The following is a 21,211-nucleotide window of genomic DNA, read 5'->3' as shown; positions in this document are numbered from 1 at the left end:
GTGTTTCACGTGAAACAACCATGACGCAGATGGTGCTGGAGCCCGAACCCGCCGCCTCCGCGGACATGTTCGGCGACCGCATTGAACTGGCGCGAACATTCGTCGCGCAGCTGGCGCTCCACGGGGAGACCCGCGGACTGATCGGCCCGCTTGAGATCCCGCGGCTCTGGACGCGGCATGTGCTGAACAGCGGCATCATCGCACCGCTGTTCACCTCGGGCGCCCGCGTTGCCGACGTGGGTTCGGGTGCGGGGCTCCCCGGGGTGGTCCTGGCGATCGCCCGCCCCGACATCGAGTGGCTGCTGATCGAGCCCATGGAGCGGCGCGTGCTCTGGCTACAGGAACAGGTCGCTCTGCTGGGACTGACGAACGTCGAGCTGCGGCGAGCTCGGGCTGAGGACGTCGAGCACGGGTGTGTCGATCAGCTGACGGCGCGCGCCGTGTCGGCGTTGCGCAAGCTCATTCCGCTCACGGCTCCGCTGGTGCGGGACGGGGGCGAGCTCATCCTGCTCAAGGGCGCCGGGGCGAACTCCGAGATCGACGCAGCCGCGAAGCAGGCGAGACGCTTCTCGCTGTCCGACGTGCGCGTCGAGATCGTCGGTGAGGGTGTGCTCGCGGATCCCACGCGAGTGGTCCGCGCGCGCGTCCGCGCATAACCACCCTCGCGGGCCCATCGCTCTCAGCCGGTGAGCACGAGGCCACGTCGTGTTTCACGTGAAACATCCTGTATAGATCGACGTGTCGACTCGAGCGAGACGTGGGGAGGGATGTGTGGACCGAGGGGTGCACCCCTCCCGTTGTTTCACGTGAAACACCGTTCGCGCGAAGAGTACGGGCGTCGGCGTGGATGCTCAGGGTGTGACCCCGCGTGTCAATTCGGTGTTGCCCGACGGGCCCCTCCGTGCCGGCGCTGGTGAGAGCGATAAATGCACGAAGAGGTTCGCGCGTCTGCGTCGAGCGGAGCAGCATCCGGCCGATGTCGCCGATCTCAGCGGATGCTGCGGCCACGGCGTCCACGACGCCGGCTTCCTCTCGCGCCTCGGTTCGCCCGATGGTGGTGACTGTGAAGAGCGGCTGCGGTGCACCGTCATGACGTGCCTTGCCGCGGCGTTCCTGCGTGTCATGGTCGAGCCGGACGACGAGCCAGGCCTCTGCGACGTGCCGGCCGGGGCCGTTGTGGACTCTGGTCGCGTGGTGTCGTCGGTGCGCTCCTCGCCCGAAGGTTGCGAGCCGACCTGGTGGCGCCTTCGCGATCGCTACATGGTCGTCAGAGATGCGGCCTGGTGTGAGAGGGGTGGCGCCCGCGGCTTCGGGGTCGAGTGTGGGCGCCGTGTTCCCATCTCGCCGTGGCGCCAGCCGCGCGCAGCCTGACATCGTCGCGTGGGCGTCAGGAGAGTTTCACGTGAAACATGGCGCTCGTGTGAGCACGGCTGCCGGAAGCGACGGGTGTCGATGTGCCTGAGGGCGCTCGACGTCCAGTACGGGGTGGATGTTTCACGTGAAACACGAACGGCTCGTTCATCAACGGAGCGCGCGGCAGGGAATGTCGGGTGTGCGGCTTAGAGTAGGTGGGTCCCCGATCCCCTGACTGGAGCGTTTCACGTGGAACATTCCGAGCCGGCAGGCGCCCCGGCATCCGTCTCGACGGTGGACGACACCCCGTTGGCGAGGGAGCTCGCCGATCTCTCCGCGCGGCGGCGTGCCCTGAGCGACGTCCGTGTCGACCTGCCGGAACGCACACGCATCATGACCGTCTCGAACCAGAAGGGCGGCGTCGGCAAGACGACGAGTGCCGTGAACATCGCAGCGGCGCTGGCGAGTCTCGGTGCGCGCGTGCTGGTCGTTGATCTCGACCCGCAGGGGAACGCATCCACTGCGCTCGGCGTCGAACACGGCGCCGACACGCCCAGTGTCTACGACGTGCTCATCGACGACTTTCCGCTGTCGGACATCGTGCAGGCCAGTCCGGAATCCCCGTTGCTGTTGTGCGCGCCGAGCACGATCCATCTGGCGGGCGCCGAGATCGAGCTGGTGTCGCAAGTCGCCCGCGAGCATCGTCTGCGGACCGCCCTCGAGACCTATCTCGAGTCTTCGGCGGATCCCGTGCACTTCGTGATCGTGGACTGCCCGCCTTCTCTGGGTCTGCTGACCATCAACGCCTTCGCTGCAGCGGACGAGGTGTTCATCCCGATCCAGTGCGAGTACTACGCGCTCGAGGGCCTCAGCCAGCTGATGGGCAGCATCGGCATGATCCAGCGGCACCTGAATCCGCCGCTGCACGTGTCGACGATCCTGCTCACGATGTACGACGGGCGCACGCGGCTGTCGCAGCAGGTTGCGGACGAGGTCCGTTCACACTTCGCGGAGCAGGTGCTCAACACTGTCATCCCGCGGTCGGTGCGCGTCTCGGAGGCGCCGAGTTTCGGTCAGACGGTGATCGCCTACGATGGCCAATCGGCCGGCGCGGTGGCGTATCGCGAGGCGGCCGTCGAGATCACACGCCGTCATGCCGAGAGCTCGGCCGACGCCCAGCAGAAAGGACGCAGTTGATGGCGGCTAAACGCACAGGACTCGGACGGGGGATCGGCGCGCTCATCCCCACGAGCGAGGCCGAGCGCCGACCGGTGGACGTCTTCTTCCCCGGCGGACGATACGGTGAGGCCGAGACCTCCGCCACGGCGGTGGTCGACGACGGACCGGTCGCAGCATCCGAGGGCGAGGGCGACGCACCGTCGGGCGGGGAGGACCTCGTCGCGGTGCCCGGGACGCTTCTGGCGCAACTCGACCCCCACGCGATCTTCCCCAACCCTCGGCAGCCGCGCACCACCTTCGATGAAGACGACCTCGCCGAGCTGGTGCACAGCGTTCGCGAATTCGGCGTTCTGCAACCCGTCGTGGTGCGCACTCTGGATGCGCAGGGCGGGACCTATGAGCTGATCATGGGGGAGCGGCGTACGCGCGCCGCTCGCGAGGCGGGTCTCGAGACGATCCCGGCGATCGTCCGGGACACCGCCGACGAGAACCTGCTTCGCGATGCCCTGCTCGAGAACCTGCACCGCTCCCAGCTCAACGCGCTGGAGGAGGCGTCGGCCTACCAGCAGCTGCTGGAGGACTTCGGCATCACCCAGGAAGAGCTCGCGACACGGATCGGCCGCTCACGCCCGCAGATCAGCAACACCATCCGGTTGCTTCGGCTGCCCGTTCCCGTGCAGCAGCGGGTGGCCGCCGGCGTGCTCTCGGCGGGGCATGCCCGTGCGATCCTGTCGGTCGAGGATCCCGAGGGGATGCAACGACTCTCGGACAAGATCGTGAACGAGGACCTGTCGGTGCGCGCCGCGGAGGCGGCTGCCAAGGCCGGCGCCAAGCCGAAGCCCACGAAGCCGCAGGCGGGGGGTCGTCGGGGTCACCTCGACGACCTCGCGGAACGTCTCGGCGACCGTCTAGACACTCGGGTGCGGATCAGTCTTGCTGCCAAGAAAGGCCAGATCAGCATAGATTTCGCCTCAGTCCAGGACCTGAACCGCATCCTGGGCGAGATGGGTGTGGACGTCTACGGCGCGTCCTGAGCACACGAATGCCCCCGCAGCCTGAAGGGCTCGGGGGCATTCACCTGTGAGGCAGCGACCTCAGCCGATGAACGGCGCGAGATCCTTCTCGAGCGCATACTTCGGCTTGGCGCCGATGATGGTGGTCTTGACCTCGCCACCCTGGAAGACCTTCATCGCCGGAATCGACGTGATCTGGTACTTCATCGCCAGATCGGGATTCTCGTCGACGTTGAGCTTGAGAATCGTGATCTTGTCGGGGTGCTCGGACTGGATCTCGTCGAGCACCGGCGAGACCATGCGGCACGGACCGCACCATTCCGCCCAGAAGTCGACGAGCACCGGCCCCTCAGCCTGAATGACGTCCTGCTCCCAGGTGTTCGAGGTGGTGGCTTTGGCGCTCATGGGGATCTCCTTCGTGTGGTGTCGCTTGAGTCAACGGCCGGCGCCGCTGTGTTGTTCCCGTCAGGCCGCTGCGGCGTCGTCGTCTCGCTCGTCCGCGTGCAGGTCGGCCTTCTCCTCGGCCTGCTCGAGCGCGGCGAGGAAGTGCTCGGCGTCGAGTGCGGCGACCGTGCCGCTGCCGGCCGCGGTGACCGCCTGCCGGTAGGTCGGGTCGACGACGTCGCCCGCCGCGAAGACGCCCGCAACCGAGGTGCGTGACGAGCGGCCGTCGACCCAGATGGTCCCGTCGGCGGTGAGATCGAGCGACCCGTGCACGAGGTGCGTGCGCGGGTCGTTGCCGATCGCGACGAAGAGGCCATCGAGGGCGAGTTCGCGGGTGCTGTCGTCGACGGTGGAGCGCAACAGCACGCCCGAGACGGCCTCATCGCCGAGGATGTCGGCGACCTCGGCGTTCCAGACGAACTCGATCTTGTCGTTCGACATCGCCCGCTCCTGCATGATCTTCGAGGCCTTGAGCGTGTCGCGGCGGTGGATCACGTAGACCTTCGAGGCGAAGCGCGTGAGGAAGGTCGCCTCTTCCATGGCGGAGTCGCCCCCGCCGACGACGGCGATGACGCGGTCTCGGAAGAAGAATCCATCGCAGGTCGCGCACCACGACACCCCGCGGCCCGAGAGCCGTTCCTCGCCCTCGAGCCCGATCTTGCGGTAGGCGGACCCGGTGGCCACGATCACGGCGGCCGCCTCGTGCACCGCCCCGCTGCCGAGGGTCACAGTCTTGACCGGTCCCTCGACCGAGAGCTCCACGACGTCGTCGTAGAGCACCTCGGCGCCGAACTTCTCGGCCTGTGCCTGCATCTTCTCCATCAGGGCCGGACCCTGGATGCCGTCGGGGAAGCCGGGGAAGTTCTCGACCTCGGTGGTGTTCATCAGTTCGCCGCCGGCTTCGACCGAGCTGGCGACGACCAGGGGCGCCAGGTTCGCGCGAGCGGCGTAGATGGCCGCGGTGTATCCGGCGGGACCGGAGCCGATGATGATGACCTGACGCACGTGTGTTCTCCGTTTCATGGCGCTCGGACGAGTTCTTCCGCAGCGTGCAACACATCGTAGCCCGGGGGCATTCCGCGGCCTTCGCCGGGTTTCGCAGACCGGAAAGAGTTCACGGGCCGTTCAGCGGCGCAGGCGTCGCAGAGCCGCTCCCACGCTCGCCAGCTCGGGTGCACGCAGCACCGCCAGTCCCGCCGCGTAGACGATCACCACGACGGTCCCGATCGCGGCCGCGCCGAGCATCGCCGTGACCAGCGACGACAGCATCCACCCGCCGGCGCCGCCCAGCAGCACGAAGGCGAGCCACCCCGCCAGCGCGGCCGGAAGGGCGGCGCCCGCGAAGCGCGCGATCGCGATCGCCGTACCGCCCAGCTGCAGCGGCCCGGTGTGGCGACGCAGCAGCCAGACGGCGATCGCGAGCTGGATCAGGCTCGATGCCGACTGTCCCAGGGCGATGCCGGCCGCGAGGAACGTCACGGGCAGCACCGCTCCGGCGAGCACAGCGGTGCCGGCGGCCAGCGCGGCCTGCACGAGGGTGAACAGGAAGGGGCTGCGGGTGTCGTGGAACGCGTAGAACGCCCGCTGGATCACGAAGAGCACGGCGAGCGGCACGAGGCCGACCAGATACGCGCCCAGCACCCACGCCGTCGCAACGGCCGCCTCGGCGTCGTTCGCGAAGATCCGCGAGACGGGCACGGCCGTGGCGGCGACGACCGCGGTCGCCCCCATCATGAACACCCCCAGAGTGCGGATGCTGACGTCGAGGTCCGTGCGCACCTCGACGAGCCGGCCGGCGGCCACGTGCTCGCTCAGCTGGGTGAAGTAGGGGGTGCCGATCGAGAACGCGATGACGGAGTACGGCAGCATGAAGATCAGCCACGAGATCTGCATCGTCATGACGGATGCCGCCGCCCCCGAGGCTTCGGAGACGACCCGGGTCTGAACCAGCGCGGCGAGCTGACCGACGACCACCATGAGGAAGGTCCAGCCCGCCAGCGTGCCGATGTGGCGCAGCCCCATGCCGCGCCACCCGAAGTCGGGTCGCACGCGCAGCCCGGCCCGGCGCCAGAAGAACAACAGCACGACGGACTGGACCGCGATCCCGACGGTGGCGGTGGCTCCCATGACGGCGGTCATCGCGGGGCTCCACGCGAGTGCATCCGCCCGGTCGGAGCCGAACACGGCGATGAAGACGAGGAATCCCGCGATCGAGACGATGTTGTTGACGATGGGCGCCCACGTGTAGGGCCCGAAGACCCTGCGGGCGTTGAGCACCTCGCCGACGAGCGCGTAGATGCCGTAGAAGAGCAGCTGCGGCAGACACCAGTACGCGAACGCGACGGCGAGCGCGAGCTGAGGACCGGTGAAGCTGGGGCCGTAGAGCGAGACGAGCCACGGGGCGACGGCCAGGGCCAGCGCCGTCGCGGCGACGAGGACGACGGCGCCCAGCGTCATCAGCTTGGAGACGAAGCGCGAGCCGCCGTCGCTGTGCGACGCGGCGGCGACGATCTGGGGCACGATCACGCCGGTGAGGATGCCGGTGGAGATGATCGCGTAGATGTTGTTCGGCAGCTGGTTGGCGACGGCGAACGCGTCGGCGGCGGAGCTGCCGACCGATCCGATCGCGGCGACGAGCACGATCGTTCGCACCAGTCCGGTGACCCGCGAGACGAGGGTGCCGGCGCCGAGGATGGCGCTCGCGCGACCGAGGCTAGCCATCGGCGGCATCCGTCCCCGCATCCGTCTGCGCACGTGCGCGCCGGCGGCGCAGGATCGTGCGGGTGACGCCCACGCCCAGCAGACCGGCCACCAGGAGCGAGAGGACCACGATGCCGATCCGCTCCCACTCCGCGCGCACGTGCACCTCGACGGTGCGCTCGGGCCCGATCTGCTCGAGGGTGGGGCTGAGCAGCCGCAGGTCGATGTCGACCTCGCCGCTGCCGACGCGGGCGCGCACCGGCACCTGCACGCGGGTGTTGACACCGGGGTCCGCCCGCACCTCGATACTGCGCTCGACGTCGAGACGCAGGCTGTCGGGGGTGGCGACGAGCACGACGTTGACCGGCCACGGCAGCGCGTTGCGCACGTACACCGGGATCGGGGATTCGGTGCTGACGAGCTGAATCGTGCTCGGTGGCTGGATCTCGACGGCGGTCAAGGTGGCGGCGGTCGCGTCGCGGTGCGCGGCGAGCGCGTCGTCCCACTCGAGGGGCACCCCCCGCCAGGCGGTGGCGATCAGCTGAAGGATCTGCGCGCGCTCCGGCCCGAGCATCAGGTTCGGATCGTCGATGATCGCCGAGAAAGCCTCGAGCTGCTCCTCGCCCGCCAGCAGGCCCTCGAGCGCGTCCACCCGAGCCTCATCGGGCGATTCCGTGGCCACGCGTGCGGGGGCCGGCGCGGCCAGCAGCTCGTCGAGCGACGCGGGCGAGGCGCTCGACGAGCCGTACAACGAGCCGATCGCCGCCTGCAGCCCGGGGGTCGAGACCTCGGCCGTGCGATCGAGGGCGATCAGCACCGGTTCGCCGTCCGCGGCGGATCCCGCGAACGACACGAAGCCGCTGAGCGCGGCGAGGGCCGCCGCGCGGGGCTCGTCCGTCGCCTCGTCGACCGGGGCGACGGACGCGGCGAATGCGGCGGAGAGGGCGGCGTCCGAGATCAGGATGCGGTGACCGTCGATGGTGCCGCCGGCGGTGACGGGAGTGCCTTCGATCGCCTCCGACGACAGGAACGTCAGGGGGGCGGCATCCGGATCGTCGTCGACGGCGTCCTCGGCGAGTGCGGCGACCACGGCGTCGCCGGCCAGGCCCGCGGCGGGCCAGTACGTCGAGGCACGGGCGCCGGGGATCTCGAGCAGCTCGGCCGTGGTGGGCAGCTCGACGGCGTCGCCGTCTTCGTCCTCAGCCGGCGGGGTGGGGGCGGGGGACGGTGTCGTCGGCTGCTCCACCGGCTGATCCGCGAAGTCCGCCGGTGAGAGGGCGTACGAGAGATCGGGCGCCTCGAGCAGCTCGGGCAGGCCGGCGCCGATCTGCGCCGCGACGTCGGCGTCACCGAACTGCAGGGCGAACCGCGTGTTGGGCAGCCGCTCGAGCCGCTCGAGCCAAGCGGTGGCAGACGGCGGTGCGGCCGTGCCCAGGGCGCGGATGGAGGCGGGGATCACCGGATCGATCGCAAGAACCGCGGTCGATCCGGCGATTCCGTCCAGCAGCGCGAGAAGGCGACCCCCCTCGCCGGTGAGCTGTGCGAGCTCGTCGGCATCGATGAGCCCGTCCGCACGCGGACCGGTCGTGATCGGCACGAGGAGCCCCGTCTGCGGCACGGCCGCGTCGGAGTCCGGGTCGTTCACGACGACGACGCTACGCGAGGAGGCGCCCTCGGATGCTGTCGCCGAAGTCCATGTCGCCGCGAGCGGATACACGCCGGGGGCGAGGTCGTCCCAGTCGGCCGCATCCGCCGCGACCTCGATCGTGACCGCCTCGGCGGCGTCCGGCTCGACACCGGGAGCCGAGCGGGACTGGAGGGTGCGGGTCTCGCCGACGCCCGTGCCGCTCTCGAGCCAGTCCGCGAGCGCCGCCGACGAGGCCAGCTCGTCACCGATGGCGAGCGTGAGATCGCCGGGCTCGACGGCCTCGTCGTCGGCGCGCAGCACGACCGACGCCGTGAGCTCGTCGCCGCTGTCGACGAGCCCGCGGTCGGAGGGCGCGAGGACGATCGTCGGAACGGCGGCCGGTGCACTCGGCGACGGCGTCGCCGCCCACCCCGCGATCCCGGGCGAGAGCACGATCAGCAGCAGGGCCAGCAGCGCCGCGAGCGTCGCGCGGGTCGCCATGGAACGCGCGCACGCGGAGCGGTGCCGCGCGCCGGAACCGAGAAAAGGGTGCGTCACGCTTCGTCCGGGGGTCGCTCGCGCACGATGGTCACCGCGCGCGTGCCGTCGATTCTACGTCGCCGCCGGCTGGGGACACCGTCAGACGGCGCGTGCCCGACGCGCGGTCGATGCGGGGGGAACGGGCGGGCGGGGTTGAATGGACGGATGATCAGCGAACCCCGGGCCGACCTGTGCGCGGCGCTCGCCGCCGACCTCACGGGGCTGTCGTACACCTCCGCCCGACTCCGGGCGCTCTGGGGCGTGCCCGCGGACGCGGCGCTCGGCCGGGGCTCGGCACACCCCGCCCGCGCCGCGCTGCACGCGTCGAACGATCCCGTGGCGCTCGTGGCGCGTCTGTTCTGGCTGGGGGACCCGGTGCCGGCCGACGCGCTGGCCCCGGTCATGCCGAGGACAGGAATCGACGGACTGGGCCAACTCGGGCTGGTCGAATCCGACGGCGAGCTGGTGCGACCGCGCGCGATGATCCGCCCCCAGGCCTACGTCGATGACGCGGGGACGGGGGAATGGTGGATCGCGAGCGACCTCGACGAGCTGGCGCTCGGCGGGTCCCTGCCGCCGGACCACGTGCTCGGCGTGGGTGGGGCCTCCATGACGCTCGCCGGTCTGCAGGTGCCGGTGCCCGGCGGCAGCGTGCTCGACCTGGGGGCGGGATGCGGCATCCAGGCGCTGCGGGCACGCCGCGCCGCCGCGAGCGTGCTGGCCACCGACGTCTCGCTCGCCGCGCTGCGCTACACCCGGTTCAACGCGCTGCTGAACGGCGTGGACGGCATCGACGTGCGCCACGGCAGCCTCTACGAACCCGTCGCCGGCGAGCGGTTCGACCGCATCGTGTCGAACCCGCCCTTCGTCATCACGCCGCGAAAGGAGGGCGTGCCCGCCTACGAGTACCGCGACGGCGGCCTCGTCGGAGATGCGCTGGTGCAGCAGGTGGTGGCGGATGCGGGTCGACACCTGACGGCCGGCGGGATAGCCCAGCTGCTCGGCAACTGGGAGTATCGCGACGACGAGGACGGGTTGGACCGCGTGCGGCGATGGGTCGGTGAGTCCGCCGCCGCGGCATCCGGTGTCGAGCTCGACGCGTGGGTCATCGAGCGGGAGCGCCTGGACCCGGCGGCGTACGCCGAGATGTGGATCCGGGACGGGGGGACGGTGCCCGGTTCACCCGCCTTCGACGAGCTGCTGGGCGCGTGGCTGCGTGACTTCGCGGACCGGGGGGTGTCGGAGGTGGGCTTCGGATACATCCTGCTGCGCCGGTCGGTCGCCGGGAACCCGCCCCTGAGCCGGTACGAGCGCATCGCGCACCCGATCGCCGAACGCGGCCTCGGTGCCCATCTCGCGGCCGCGCTGGCCGCGCACGACCGGCAGGCGGCGCTGGACGACGACGAGCTGGCGACCACGCGGCTGCGCGTCGCCGACGACGTCACCGAGGCGCGCCATCACCTGCCCGGCGCCGCGGACCCGAGCGTGATCGAGCTGCGCCAGGGCGGCGGGTTCGCGCGCACCGTGACGGCGGACACCGGCCTCGCGGCGCTCGTGGGCTCGTGCGACGGCGACCTCGACGTCGGCACGCTCGTCGACGCGATCGCCCACCTGCTCGAGGTGGATGCCGCCGACCTGCGCCGCGAGCTGCTGCCGCGGGTGCGGGAGCTGCTGGTCGACGGCATCCTGAGCTTCGTCGAATGACCGACCGGCCACGGCCCGAGGGCGCGTCCCGAGCGGTCGGTAGGCTAGCGGGCATGGTGAGCATGGCCGATGGGATCGCTCGGCTCGGCACACTTGCCGCGTCGCCGGTCGTCGCGACTCTCGCGGCGGCGTTCCACGACGCGGGGTTCGAACTCGCCGTCGTCGGCGGGCCCGTGCGCGACGCGCTGCTGGGGCGCGAGATCAACGACCTCGATTTCGCGACCGACGCGCAGCCCGACGACATCCTGCGCGTCGTCACGCCGATCAGCTCCACGCAGTGGGACGTGGGCCGTGCTTTCGGGACCATCGGTGCGCGGGTGCGCGGCGAGCAGGTCGAGATCACGACCTACCGCGCCGACGCCTACGACGGGACCACGCGCAAGCCGGTCGTCGCGTTCGGCGACACCCTCGACGCCGACCTGGTGCGCCGTGACTTCACCGTGAACGCGATGGCCCTGCGGGTGCCCGAGCGCAAGCTCGTCGACCCCGGTGGCGGCGTCGAGGACCTGCTCGCGGGCGTGCTGCGCACGCCGTCGACCCCGGAAGTGAGCTTTCAGGACGACCCGCTCCGCATGCTGCGGGCCGCCCGGTTCGCCTCGCAGCTGTCGTTCGCCGTCGATGAGGCCGTCGTGCGCGCGATGGCCTCGCTGCGCGAGAGCCTGGGCATCGTCAGCCCTGAGCGCATCCAGGGCGAGCTCGTGCGCCTGCTGCAGACCGACGACCCGACCCGGGGGCTGCGGCTGCTCGTCGACACGGGCCTCGCCGAGCTGTTCCTGCCCGAGGTTCCGGCGCTGCAGCTCGAGGTGGACGAGCACCATCACCACAAGGACGTCTATGAGCACTCGCTGACGGTGCTGACCCAGACCATCGGCCTCGAGCGCGAGCGGCATCCGGGCACCGCGCCGGACGTGCCGCTGCGCCTGGCCGCGCTGCTGCACGACATCGGCAAGCCCGATACCCGCAAGCTCGAGCCCGGCGGCGGTGTGAGCTTTCACCACCACGACATGGTGGGGGCCCGCTTGGCGCGCAAGCGGCTGAAGGCGCTGCGCTTCGACTCCGACACCATCGCGGCCGTGACGCAGCTGATCGAGCAGCACCTGCGCTTCTTCGGCTACGCGGAAGGCACGTGGACCGATTCAGCCGTGCGCCGCTACGTGCGCGATGCCGACGGCAACCTCGAGCGCCTGCACATCCTCACGCGCGCCGACGTCACCACGCGCAACAAGCGCAAGGCGGCGCGGCTGCGCTCGGCCTACGACGACATCGAGGACCGCATCGCCGCGCTGCGGGAGCAGGAGCAGATCGACGCCGTGCGGCCCGAGCTCGACGGCAACCGCATCCAGCAGGTGCTCGGCATCCGCCCCGGCCGCGAGGTCGGCGAGGCGTACCGCTTTCTGCTCGATCTGCGCCTCGACGAGGGCGTGCTCGGCGAGGCCGAGGCGGAGCGCCGCCTGCGTGACTGGTGGGCCGCCCGCGCCGGCTGAGGCGCGACCCGCTAGGGGACGACCACCGCGCGGCCGCGCACCGTGCCCTCGTGCAGCTTGCCGTAGGCCGTGACGGCATCGTCGATCCCGTACCGCTCGGTGTGCACCGACACGGCGCCGACGCGCGCGAGGTCGAGCACCTCCATGAGCTCGTTGCGGGTGCCCCAGTAGGGGGCACGCACCGCGGCGCCGAAGGGCGTGGAGAAGAACCCCGTCGGCAGCACGCCGCCGCCGATCCCCACGATGTGGATGTAGCCGTCGATCGCGACGGCCTCACGCGACATGTCGAGGGTCGGCTGGGCGCCGACGAAGTCGAACACCGCCTCGGCGCCGAGTCCGCCCGTCAGCTCGCGGATCTTCGCCGCGGTCTCGGGCCCCGAGATCAGCGTCTCGTGCGCGCCGACTTCGGCGGCCAGGGCGAGCTTGTCCTCGTTCAGGTCCACCGCGATGACGCGGGCCGGCGAGATGGCGCGCAGGATCTGGATGCCGACGTGCCCGAGTCCGCCCGCGCCGATGACGACGGCGGTCGAGCCCGCGTAGAGCTTGTGCTGCGCGGCGCGGATGGCGTGGTACGGCGTCAGACCGGCATCCGTCAGCGAGACGGACTCGACGGGGTCGAGGTCGCCGAGGGCGACCAGGTGACGCGCGTCGTCGACGATCATGTACTCGGCCATGGCTCCCGGCGCCCCCAGTCCGGGAGGGGCGATGCCCATTGCGGCGGCGTGAGGACAGTAGTTCTCGGCGCCCTGTGCGCAGGCGTGGCACAGGCCGCATCCCCAGGGTCCGTAGACGGCGTAGGAAGCGCCGAGCTGCACGCCCTGCACCCCGTCGCCGAGCTTGTCGGCGACGCCCGCGCCCTCGTGCCCCAGGGTGAGCGGCAGGCCGTAGGAGTACTGCTCCTCGGGCAGATCCATCAGGAACCAGTCGGAGTGGCAGAGCCCCACCGCCGTGATCTTCAGCCGGATCTGTCCGGGCCCCGGCTCCGGCACGTCGATCTCGACGACCTCGGGTCCCTTGCCGATCTCGCGATACTGCACAGCCTTCATGACATCTCCCATCGTTGGATGCCTCCAGCCTGCTCCCTCTCGCCCGTCCTGTCACGGGCCGGGGCCGGAACAAACCCGCGGTGTGGATGCCGGGCCCAGAAACCAGGGTTCGCGCGAAAAATCGCGCGATGCGGAGGGTTTCGCGCGAACGGTGGTTTCTAAGAGCGGCGCCGCGTCTGCAGCATCCAGCGGGCCGGGGCCGGAACCAACCCGGCCGTCCGCTATGATGTAAAGGTTGTGCGGTGACGACGGCCCTGTCCGCCCGTATCCGCACGACATGCACACACCCTCCTGCTGCCGGGAAATGCCCGTCAGCCGTTCTAGTCCGAAGGAGGTGGGTTAGTGACGCATTCGCATCAGTACGAGCTCATGGTCATCCTGCAGCCCGAGATCGACGAGCGCACGGTCGCTCCGAGTCTCGACAAGTTCCTCAAGGTGATCACGAACGATGGCGGCACCATCGACAACGTCGACATCTGGGGTCGCCGCCGTCTCGCGTACGAGATCCAGAAGAAGAACGAGGGCATCTACGCCGTCGTCGACTTCACCGCCACGAGCGCCGCGACGCAGGAGCTGGACCGTCAGCTCAAGCTCTCCGAGGCCGTCATGCGCACCAAGGTGCTGCGTGCCGAAGAGGCCATCGCCCAGGTCGCCGCCGAGCAGAAGCGCGCGGACGACAAGGCCGCTCGCAAGGCCGCCCGTCCCGCGAAGACCGCGGCCAAGCAGGACGCCTAGTCCCCATGGCCGGCGAGACGATCATCACCGTCGTGGGCAACCTCACGGCCGATCCCGAGCTGCGGTACACGCAGAACGGGCTGCCCGTCGCGAACTTCACGATCGCGTCGACCCCCCGCACGTTCGACCGTCAGGCGAACGAGTGGAAGGACGGCGAGGCGATGTTCCTGCGCGCATCCGTCTGGCGCGACTTCGCCGAGCACGTCGCCGGTTCCCTCACCAAGGGAATGCGCGTCGTCGCTCAGGGACGTCTGCGCCAGCGCTCCTACGAGACCCGTGAGGGCGAGAAGCGCACGACGATGGAGCTCGACATCGACGAGATCGGCCCGTCGCTGCGCTACGCCACCGCGCAGGTCACCCGCTCCTCCGGGGGCGGCGGCCAGAACCGGTCGCAGGGCGCGTCGGAGGAACCGTGGTCGACGCCCGCCGCCTCCTCCTCGGGAGGCGGAGCCGACGGGTGGAGCAACCCCGGCGCATACGGCGACGACACCCCGTTCTAGAAGCATTCCGGATGCCGCACGCCGGTCGGTGAGCGCGCTGCAGGCGCACCGCGACCCGGATCATCCGGCATCCACACCAACCCATAAGGAACAACATGGCTGGAAAGTCCAGCGGCGATCGCCGCAAGCCGCGGAAGGGCGCGAAGAACGCCGCTCCCGCGAAGTTCACCCGGGTCGGCGTCATCGACTACAAGGATGTCGCCACCCTCCGCAAGTTCATCTCGGAGCGCGGAAAGATCCGCGCCCGTCGTATCACCGGTGTCTCGGTGCAGGAGCAGCGTCTGATCGCCACGGCGATCAAGAACGCGCGCGAAATGGCGCTCCTGCCCTACTCCGGCGCCGGCCGCTAAGGAGCACACATGTCGAAGCTGATTCTCACGAATGAGGTCGCAGGTCTCGGCGGTGCCGGTGACGTCGTCGAGGTGGCGGGCGGATACGCGCGCAACTACCTCATCCCGCAGGGCTTCGCCGTCGCGTGGTCGCGCGGTGGCGAGAAGCAGGTGGCGTCGATCCGCGCCGCCCGCGAGTCCCGTGCGATCCACGACCACGAAGAGGCCGTGTCGCTCAAGAACACGCTCGAGAGCAAGGCCGTGAGCCTGACCGTGAAGGCGGGCCGCGAGGGCCGTCTGTTCGGTTCGGTGACGCAGGCCGATGTCGCGAACGCCGTCAAGGCCGCGGGCCTCGGCGACGTCGACAAGCGCAAGGTGCACATCCCGAGCGCCATCAAGTCGGTCGGCGAGCACGAGGCCACGCTTCGTCTGCGCGACGACGTGACCGCCGTGATCACCCTGCAGGTGGTCGCCGCCAAGTAGTGCCTGTACGGCGAGAGCCGACGCGGATGCCGCGGAGCCTTCGGGTTCCGCGGCATCCGTCGTCTGCGGCCCATTTCGGCGTCCGATTGCGCCGCGTTCCGCTGACCGGAATTGCGCCCTTGTCCCCCATATGGTGGACATTCGCCACAGAGTTGTGCACACCCACATGAGGGAAAGCGCAACCTTCAATACCGGCTTCAAACACATTTCCGCTCACAGGCTGTGAAATACGAATAGCCTGGTCAGAGGGAATAAAAAACTTCGGTTTCGGGCCGGATCCGCGAGTTGTCCACAGGTGTTGTACACAGGCAACGCGGCGTGTCGGCGGTTTTCTCCACATAGTTATCCACAGGCCGTCTTGCGGGGTGCGATACCCCGGCCCTAGCGTGATCACGCGCACTTCGGGGGGAGGCCGGATCCGTTCGATCCGGTGAGTGTCGGTGGTCTCTGCTGTGATCCGTGTGGGGCGCGGAACGCAGTGAACGAACCGGCTTCGGCGTCCTGCACGATGGGCCCGCGACGGGCACAGGCAGGTTGCGCGCCGGGAGTCGGCGTGTCGGAGCACCCCCATCGGGGTGAGGAGAGGAGCGCGGTGTCGATCGCCGATATCTCGGAAGAGCGACTGGGCGGTTCCGGTCGCACCTCGGAGCGGACCCCTCCCCACGACATCCTCGCGGAGCAGAGCACGCTCGGCGGAATGATGCTGTCGAAGGATGCTGTCGCTGACGTGATCGAGTCGCTACGCGGCGTCGACTTCTACGTCCCCAAGCACGAGCTGATCTTCGACGCGATCCTGTCGCTGTACTCGCACGGCGAGCCCACCGACGTCGTCACGGTCACCGACGAGCTGATCAAATCGGGCGACCTGCAGCGCGCCGGTGGCGCCGACTACCTGCACACCCTCACCTCGATCGTCCCGACGGCGGCGAACGCCGGCTACTACGCCACGATCGTGTCGGAGCGCGCGCTGCTGCGCCGTCTCGTCGAGGCCGGCACGCGCATCGTGCAGCTCGGGTACGGCGGCCAGGGCGACGCGGCCGACCTGGTGAACAACGCCCAGTCCGAGATCTACCAGGTGACCGGCTCGCAGACCGCCGAGGACTACGTGCCGCTGACGATGGCGGTGGATGCCGCGGTCGAAGAGATCGAGGCGGCCCGAGGCCGCGATGGTCAGATGACCGGTGTTCCCACGGGGTTCCAGGAGATGGACGATCTGACGAACGGGCTGCATCCGGGTCAGCTGATCATCATCGCCGCGCGTCCGGCGCTGGGTAAGTCCACTCTCGCGCTGGACTTCGCCCGGTCGGCCGCGATCGGCCACAACCTGCCCGCGATCTTCTTCTCGCTCGAGATGGGGCGCAGCGAGATCGCGATGCGCCTGATGAGCGCCGAGGGTGCCGTGCCGCTGCACACGATGCGCAAGGGCACCCTCGACTCCCGCGACTGGACGACGATCGCCGCCACCCGCGGGCGCATCAACGACGCGCCCCTGTACATCGACGACAGCCCCAACATGACGCTCGTCGAGATCCGCGCCAAATGCCGCCGACTCAAGCAGCGCGCCGGCCTGAAGCTCGTGGTGATCGACTACCTGCAGCTGATGACGAGCGGCAAGCGCGTCGAGAGCCGCCAGCAGGAGGTCTCGGAGTTCTCGCGTGCGCTCAAGCTGCTGGCCAAGGAGCTGCAGGTGCCGGTGGTCGCGCTCTCGCAGCTGAACCGTGGTCCCGAGCAGCGCCAGGACAAGAAGCCCGCGATCTCGGACCTGCGCGAGTCGGGCTCGCTGGAGCAGGACGCCGACATGGTCATCCTGCTGCATCGCGAGTCGGCTTACGAGGCCGAGGCCCGCGCCGGCGAGGCCGACCTCATCGTCGCGAAGAACCGTAACGGCCCCACCCGCACGGTCACGGTGGCGTTCCAGGGCCACTTCTCACGGTTCACCGATATGGCTCCGGCGGTCTGATCGGGACTGTAGGTTCCACGTGAAGATGGCATTTTCTACCGCAAGATGGCCCACAGTTGGCCATCGGGCCAGGTCTCGTGGACGGATCGTGTGTGTTGGTTGACCTGGGGTAGATGAATGGCAGACGTCGTTGGGAACGGGGCTGGTCTGGGGTTAGTGCCGCTCGTCCCAGTGCATGTGCCTGAGCAGCACAAGGTGTACAGCGACGAGCTCGTGTCGCTCTTGCAGGACGATGAGCGCCGCAAGCGGGTCTGGAACATCGCGCTGACGGGCGGGTACGGGAGCGGCAAGAGCAGCGTTCTTGCGGGGGTGCGTGAGCGTCTCGTGTCGAGGGTCGTCGAGATTTCACTGTCGTCGCTTAGCGATGTCGGGGTGCAGCCGTTCGATCGGCAGAGCAACGAGCTGACGAACTACATTCAGAAGGAGATCGTCAAGCAGCTGTTGTACCGGGAGCGCCCGATCGCCGTGCCGGGGTCTCGGTTCCGGCGGATCAGCCGGCTGCCCGTGCGCCGTGCTCTTGTGACTTCGGTGCTTGCTGGGGTGCTGGTGGCCGCGGTGTTCTGGGTGACCGGCTGGGGCGCCCCTCTTCAGCTGGGTTCGGATGCGGAGTGGTGGCAGCGTCCTGTGATCTTGGGTGCGATCGGTTTGATTGCCGCTGTGGGCACGTTTGCCGCGCAGGTGCTGTTCTCCAACCGGGTGCGGATCGACAAGCTCGGCACGTCGGCGACGTCGGTCAGTCTGACCGGCGACGCGGACAGGAGCTATTTCGACGAGTATCTGGATGAGATCGTCTACTTCTTCGAGATGACCGGGCGCGACGTGGTGATCATCGAGGATCTGGATCGATTCGAGGACCCAACCATTTACGCGTCGCTGCGGGAGCTGAACACGCTTCTGAACTCGTCGGGTCAGCTGCGTAAGCGCCCGGTCCACTTCATCTACGCGGTCCGGGACAGCGTCTTCGAGGACCTCGAGGACGCTCGGCGTGACCGGAACGGCAAGGCGCCGGCGCCGACGACGGATGCGGATCCAGGGGTGTGGCAGGCGGATTCGGCTCTGTCGGAGCCGGCGACGCAGCGGACGAAGTTCTTTGAGCTGGTCATCCCGATTGTGCCGTTCATCACCCACCGCTCTTCTGCCGACCTGCTGTCCGACATAATGAACGAGATCGATCCCGACGTGTCCTTCGACGTGATCCGGATCGTTGCCAAGCATGTGACTGACATGCGGCTGTTGCGGAACATTGCGAACGAGTATCGAGTGTTCCGTGCACGGATTCTTGCCCCGGGACTGCTGCGGGGCCTTACTCCTAGCGGGCTGTTCGCTGTCGTCGCGTATAAGAACACGCACCTGCAGGACTTCGAGCAGATCCGGGTGGGCGCGAGCGTGCTCGACACGGTCTACCGGCGGTCCCGACGGATCATCACGGCGGGGTTGGCGACGCTCGCGGAATCACTCGCCGAGCTCGAGGCGTCATCGGTTCCCCACGCGGCGACGGCCGATCGTGCCGAGCAGTTGGGCGCTGAGCTTCAGAACATGGTGGAACGTTGGCTCGCGCGCATGAGCCGCCCCACCCACAACGTCTCGTTCGTGCTTGGCGGCCGGCAGTGGACACCGAACGAAGTCATGACGGTGGAGTTCTGGGAGCAGGCGATCGACTCCGGTCACGCGATCGAGGTCCGCGACCCCTCTGATCTCGCGTTCACCCTTTCCGCGTCGGCGTTGCGTGACGACTTGGGCTCGGTCGTCCCTGGCAGTTGGGCGGCACGCGCGTCGGGTGACGTGAGCCTGGCGATCGAGCAGACTCGCCGGGATCAGCAGGAGCTACGCCGGGCGGACTTCGCCGACCTCGCCCGTCCGCGCGCGCCGATGGAACTGGACGGAGCCGATGCCGACTTCGCCGGTTGGGTGAAATCAACGGTGGACGGCGACCCGATGCTGGTCGACCTGATCTGCGAGGGATTCCTCGACCGGAACTTCCCGCTGTACGCGTCACAGTTCTACGGCGTCGTCGCCTCCGCCAACGCGATGACCTATGTCGTGCAGCACCTGCAGACCGAGAGTCCGGACATCAACTACCCCCTTCTGCCGGACGAGGTGCCCACGGTGCTCACGCTGGGTGGCGAGCATGTCTTCGAGTCCATCGGCATCTTCAACGCCGCGATCTATGACCAACTGCTCGCCGCCGACGACCCGCGACTGGATGCCCACTTGCAGATCATCGCCGCCGGGCAATCCGACGGCGTCGCATTTCTCAAGGCATACCTTCGTCAAGGTGCCCACCCCGACATCCTCGTGCGACGGCTCGCGCCGCACTGGACGGGCATCTTCGACTTCCTCGACGCTGAACTCACCGATCTCCCCGAGACGAAGGACGCGCTGGCCCCGGAAGCGTTCCTCGGCGCGGACCCGGAGCGCGACTATCACGTCCCCGATCCGATGAAGGCCACGATCGCCGCCGCCCGCCTTGAGTACCCGGACCTGGTGGATCCGACTCGGTCTCCCGACCGGGCGGTCGCGGCGCTGCAGCGACTGGGCATCCGACTCCCTTCGCTGGACGGCCTGTCACGATCCGCGCAGCGCGCCGTCGTCGCAGCACGTCAGTATGACGTGACCGCTGAGAACTTGCAGGTCGCGGTCGGAGACGGGGAGAACATCGCGCTGGATACGATCCTCGACCTGGGCGATCCGACGTTCGATCACGTCGTGCACTTCTTCGACGACTATCTCGCCGTGCTCGATGCGACGGGCCGGTCGAGCGTGACGCACGCAGATGGGATCGTCGAGGTAATGGCGGCCATCGAGAGATCCGCCCCGGGCCGATCGGCCGACGTCGAGCCGCGCATGCCCGAGGTGCTGCAGGTCGAGGACGTCCAGGGCGTTCCCGAGGAGGTGCTCGCAACACTCGCGCTCGGCCGGCGCTTCCCGCTCACCTTCGCGAACGTCACGAGCTACATCAGCGACCGGTCACTGGACGAGCAGCTGATCGGGTATCTGCGAGCGTCTCCGGAACTCGATGTGCCTGCCGAGGCCGACCCCGGTCAGCGCCAGTCGCTGGCCGCCGCGATCGTGAACGTCACGGAGCTGCCGGTCGAGGTGCGTGTTCTGCTGGCAGGCCAGCTCATCGACACGCTGCCGATCGGTCGGGATACCTCGAAGGAGCCGGAGCTGATCGCGGAGCTCCTGCGAAGCGAACTGATCTCCGACACGGCCGACACGTTCAACGCGCTGAGCCGCTCGGCGGCAGCGCAGGAGGCGTTCGTAGCAACGTCACCGACGGTGCCCGAGTACTTCTTGTCGCTGTCGGTGACCGAACCGCTGCTGGTGCGGCTGCTGCGCAACCCTGACGTGGCCGACGAGATCAAGGTGGCGATCGCCGTCAACCTGCCACGCAACCCCACATGGCAGACCGTGGACATCATCGAAGCCCTGGGCGCATGGGTGCAAGGACGCCTGTTCGTGTTTCCCGCGGACAGTATCCAGGTGATCCAGAACGCGGCTGTCGCGACGTCGACGAAAGCGGCGGTGCTCAACGCGAGCGCACAAACCCTGGGCTTCGACGCGGTCATGGGTTACGTGTCCCAGCTTCCCGGAGACTACGCCCGCCTGGTCGCTCGCAGCCATAGCCCAGTCGACATCCCCGCCTCCCCGGACTTCGCCGGCGCGCTGACCGTGCTCGAAGGCGCAGGCAGCGGACCCGTGTCGTCCTGGACACCGGAGACCTATCCGACTCGGGTATGGATGCGCCACCCGCCGGCCGATGACTAGCTCGCGACTCGGTGCTGCGGGGTGTCCGTGGCGGCTTGCGCGTACTCGCGCGCGGCGCGCATGTAGGGGTTGTCACGCACCTGGTACAGCGTGGTCTTCTCGCCGGGCACGCGGCCGAGGTACTCGATGAAGTGGCGGGACTTCAGCCTCTTGATGAGCGGGTGGACGATCCCGCCGGGAAGCCCCGTGGCGTCGATGATCTGCTTCGGGGAGAACGGCTCATCGCCGTGCCGGGTGATCTCGACCAGCACGGTGTGCATGTAGCTGTTCCCGAAGAGCGCTTTGGAGTCTTCGGGGGCAATCGGGTGGATCGCCGTCATGTTCCGAGTGTCTCATATGCGTCCGA

17 protein-coding genes are annotated in these 21,211 nt (G+C 69.0%); 11 read left to right on the top strand and 6 right to left on the bottom strand.

Features of this window, described 5'->3' with window-relative positions:
• Positions 1 to 29: 29 nt before the first annotated feature.
• From rsmG to M4I32_RS05375, 3 genes are all read left to right on the top strand, one after another.
• On the top strand, positions 30 to 656 hold the full coding sequence (rsmG, locus tag M4I32_RS05385) for a 16S rRNA (guanine(527)-N(7))-methyltransferase RsmG (RefSeq protein WP_413466787.1): 627 nt from the start codon (positions 30 to 32) through the stop codon (positions 654 to 656).
• A gap of 946 nt (positions 657 to 1,602) precedes the next feature.
• The gene (locus M4I32_RS05380; RefSeq protein ID WP_319033445.1) at positions 1,603 to 2,550 is read left to right on the top strand and encodes a ParA family protein; all 948 of its coding nucleotides are present in this window, start codon (positions 1,603 to 1,605) and stop codon (positions 2,548 to 2,550) included.
• Positions 2,550 to 3,566, top strand: a complete 1,017-nt coding sequence (locus tag M4I32_RS05375; RefSeq protein ID WP_319033444.1) for a ParB/RepB/Spo0J family partition protein — start codon at positions 2,550 to 2,552, stop codon at positions 3,564 to 3,566. Before M4I32_RS05380 ends, M4I32_RS05375 begins: the two co-directional genes overlap by 1 nt.
• A 60-nt stretch (positions 3,567 to 3,626) precedes the next feature.
• Here M4I32_RS05375 and trxA read toward each other — a convergent pair whose 3' ends face one another.
• From trxA to M4I32_RS05355, 4 genes are all read right to left on the bottom strand, one after another.
• A complete protein-coding gene (trxA, locus tag M4I32_RS05370) occupies positions 3,627 to 3,950 on the bottom strand; it encodes a thioredoxin (protein WP_319033443.1) in 324 nt (107 codons plus the stop codon).
• A 60-nt stretch (positions 3,951 to 4,010) separates the two neighbouring features.
• A complete protein-coding gene (trxB, locus tag M4I32_RS05365) occupies positions 4,011 to 4,994 on the bottom strand; it encodes a thioredoxin-disulfide reductase (RefSeq protein WP_319033442.1) in 984 nt (327 codons plus the stop codon).
• A 120-nt stretch (positions 4,995 to 5,114) separates the two neighbouring features.
• Positions 5,115 to 6,710: a murein biosynthesis integral membrane protein MurJ gene (murJ, locus tag M4I32_RS05360; protein ID WP_319033441.1), complete on the bottom strand. Its 1,596-nt coding sequence runs from the start codon at positions 6,708 to 6,710 to the stop codon at positions 5,115 to 5,117.
• Positions 6,703 to 8,817, bottom strand: coding sequence for a DUF6049 family protein (locus M4I32_RS05355; protein ID WP_319033440.1), 2,115 nt, complete (start codon positions 8,815 to 8,817; stop codon positions 6,703 to 6,705). The genes murJ and M4I32_RS05355 overlap by 8 nt, the downstream gene beginning before the upstream one ends.
• 204 nt (positions 8,818 to 9,021) lie before the next feature.
• On the opposite strand from M4I32_RS05355, the gene M4I32_RS05350 reads away from it, so the two are divergent.
• Both M4I32_RS05350 and M4I32_RS05345 read left to right on the top strand, forming a co-directional pair.
• Complete coding sequence (locus tag M4I32_RS05350) at positions 9,022 to 10,560, top strand: methyltransferase (protein WP_319033439.1); 1,539 nt, start codon at positions 9,022 to 9,024, stop codon at positions 10,558 to 10,560.
• Between the two features lie 53 nt (positions 10,561 to 10,613).
• Positions 10,614 to 12,044 carry a CCA tRNA nucleotidyltransferase gene (locus M4I32_RS05345; protein WP_319033438.1) on the top strand — a complete coding sequence of 477 codons (1,431 nt, stop codon included), beginning with the start codon at positions 10,614 to 10,616 and terminating at the stop codon, positions 12,042 to 12,044.
• Between the two features lie 11 nt (positions 12,045 to 12,055).
• Here M4I32_RS05345 and M4I32_RS05340 read toward each other — a convergent pair whose 3' ends face one another.
• Entirely contained in the window at positions 12,056 to 13,090 is a 1,035-nt protein-coding gene (locus tag M4I32_RS05340; RefSeq protein WP_319033437.1) for an NAD(P)-dependent alcohol dehydrogenase, read from the bottom strand.
• A 369-nt stretch (positions 13,091 to 13,459) separates the two neighbouring features.
• Between M4I32_RS05340 and rpsF the strand changes: the two genes are divergently transcribed.
• The 6 genes from rpsF to M4I32_RS05310 all read left to right on the top strand — a co-directional run bounded on the left by rpsF (position 13,460) and on the right by M4I32_RS05310 (position 20,865).
• A complete protein-coding gene (rpsF, locus tag M4I32_RS05335; protein WP_319033553.1) occupies positions 13,460 to 13,825 on the top strand; it encodes a 30S ribosomal protein S6 in 366 nt (121 codons plus the stop codon).
• A 5-nt stretch (positions 13,826 to 13,830) separates the two neighbouring features.
• On the top strand, positions 13,831 to 14,325 hold the full coding sequence (locus M4I32_RS05330; protein WP_319033436.1) for a single-stranded DNA-binding protein: 495 nt from the start codon (positions 13,831 to 13,833) through the stop codon (positions 14,323 to 14,325).
• Positions 14,326 to 14,420: 95 nt separating this feature from the next.
• The gene (gene rpsR / locus M4I32_RS05325; RefSeq protein ID WP_319033435.1) at positions 14,421 to 14,675 is read left to right on the top strand and encodes a 30S ribosomal protein S18; all 255 of its coding nucleotides are present in this window, start codon (positions 14,421 to 14,423) and stop codon (positions 14,673 to 14,675) included.
• A gap of 9 nt (positions 14,676 to 14,684) precedes the next feature.
• Positions 14,685 to 15,137, top strand: coding sequence for a 50S ribosomal protein L9 (gene rplI, locus M4I32_RS05320; protein WP_319033434.1), 453 nt, complete (start codon positions 14,685 to 14,687; stop codon positions 15,135 to 15,137).
• Positions 15,138 to 15,729: 592 nt separating this feature from the next.
• The gene (gene dnaB, locus M4I32_RS05315; protein WP_319033433.1) at positions 15,730 to 17,097 is read left to right on the top strand and encodes a replicative DNA helicase; all 1,368 of its coding nucleotides are present in this window, start codon (positions 15,730 to 15,732) and stop codon (positions 17,095 to 17,097) included.
• Positions 17,098 to 17,253: 156 nt separating this feature from the next.
• Positions 17,254 to 20,865 (top strand): P-loop NTPase fold protein, encoded by a 3,612-nt coding sequence (locus M4I32_RS05310; RefSeq protein WP_319033432.1) that lies wholly within the window; start codon positions 17,254 to 17,256, stop codon positions 20,863 to 20,865.
• Here the strand turns inward: M4I32_RS05310 and M4I32_RS05305 are convergent.
• Entirely contained in the window at positions 20,862 to 21,185 is a 324-nt protein-coding gene (locus M4I32_RS05305; RefSeq protein WP_292809371.1) for a hypothetical protein, read from the bottom strand. The two genes, M4I32_RS05310 and M4I32_RS05305, sit on opposite strands and share 4 nt — an antisense overlap.
• Positions 21,186 to 21,211 lie beyond the last annotated feature (26 nt).

Origin of the sequence: Microbacterium sp. LRZ72 (assembly GCF_033792225.1) — a bacterium.
In the GTDB taxonomy this organism is placed as follows: Bacteria; Actinomycetota; Actinomycetes; order Actinomycetales; family Microbacteriaceae; genus Microbacterium.
Note: the sequence above shows the minus strand (reverse complement) of the source record. Positions and strands in the feature narration are given on the sequence as shown.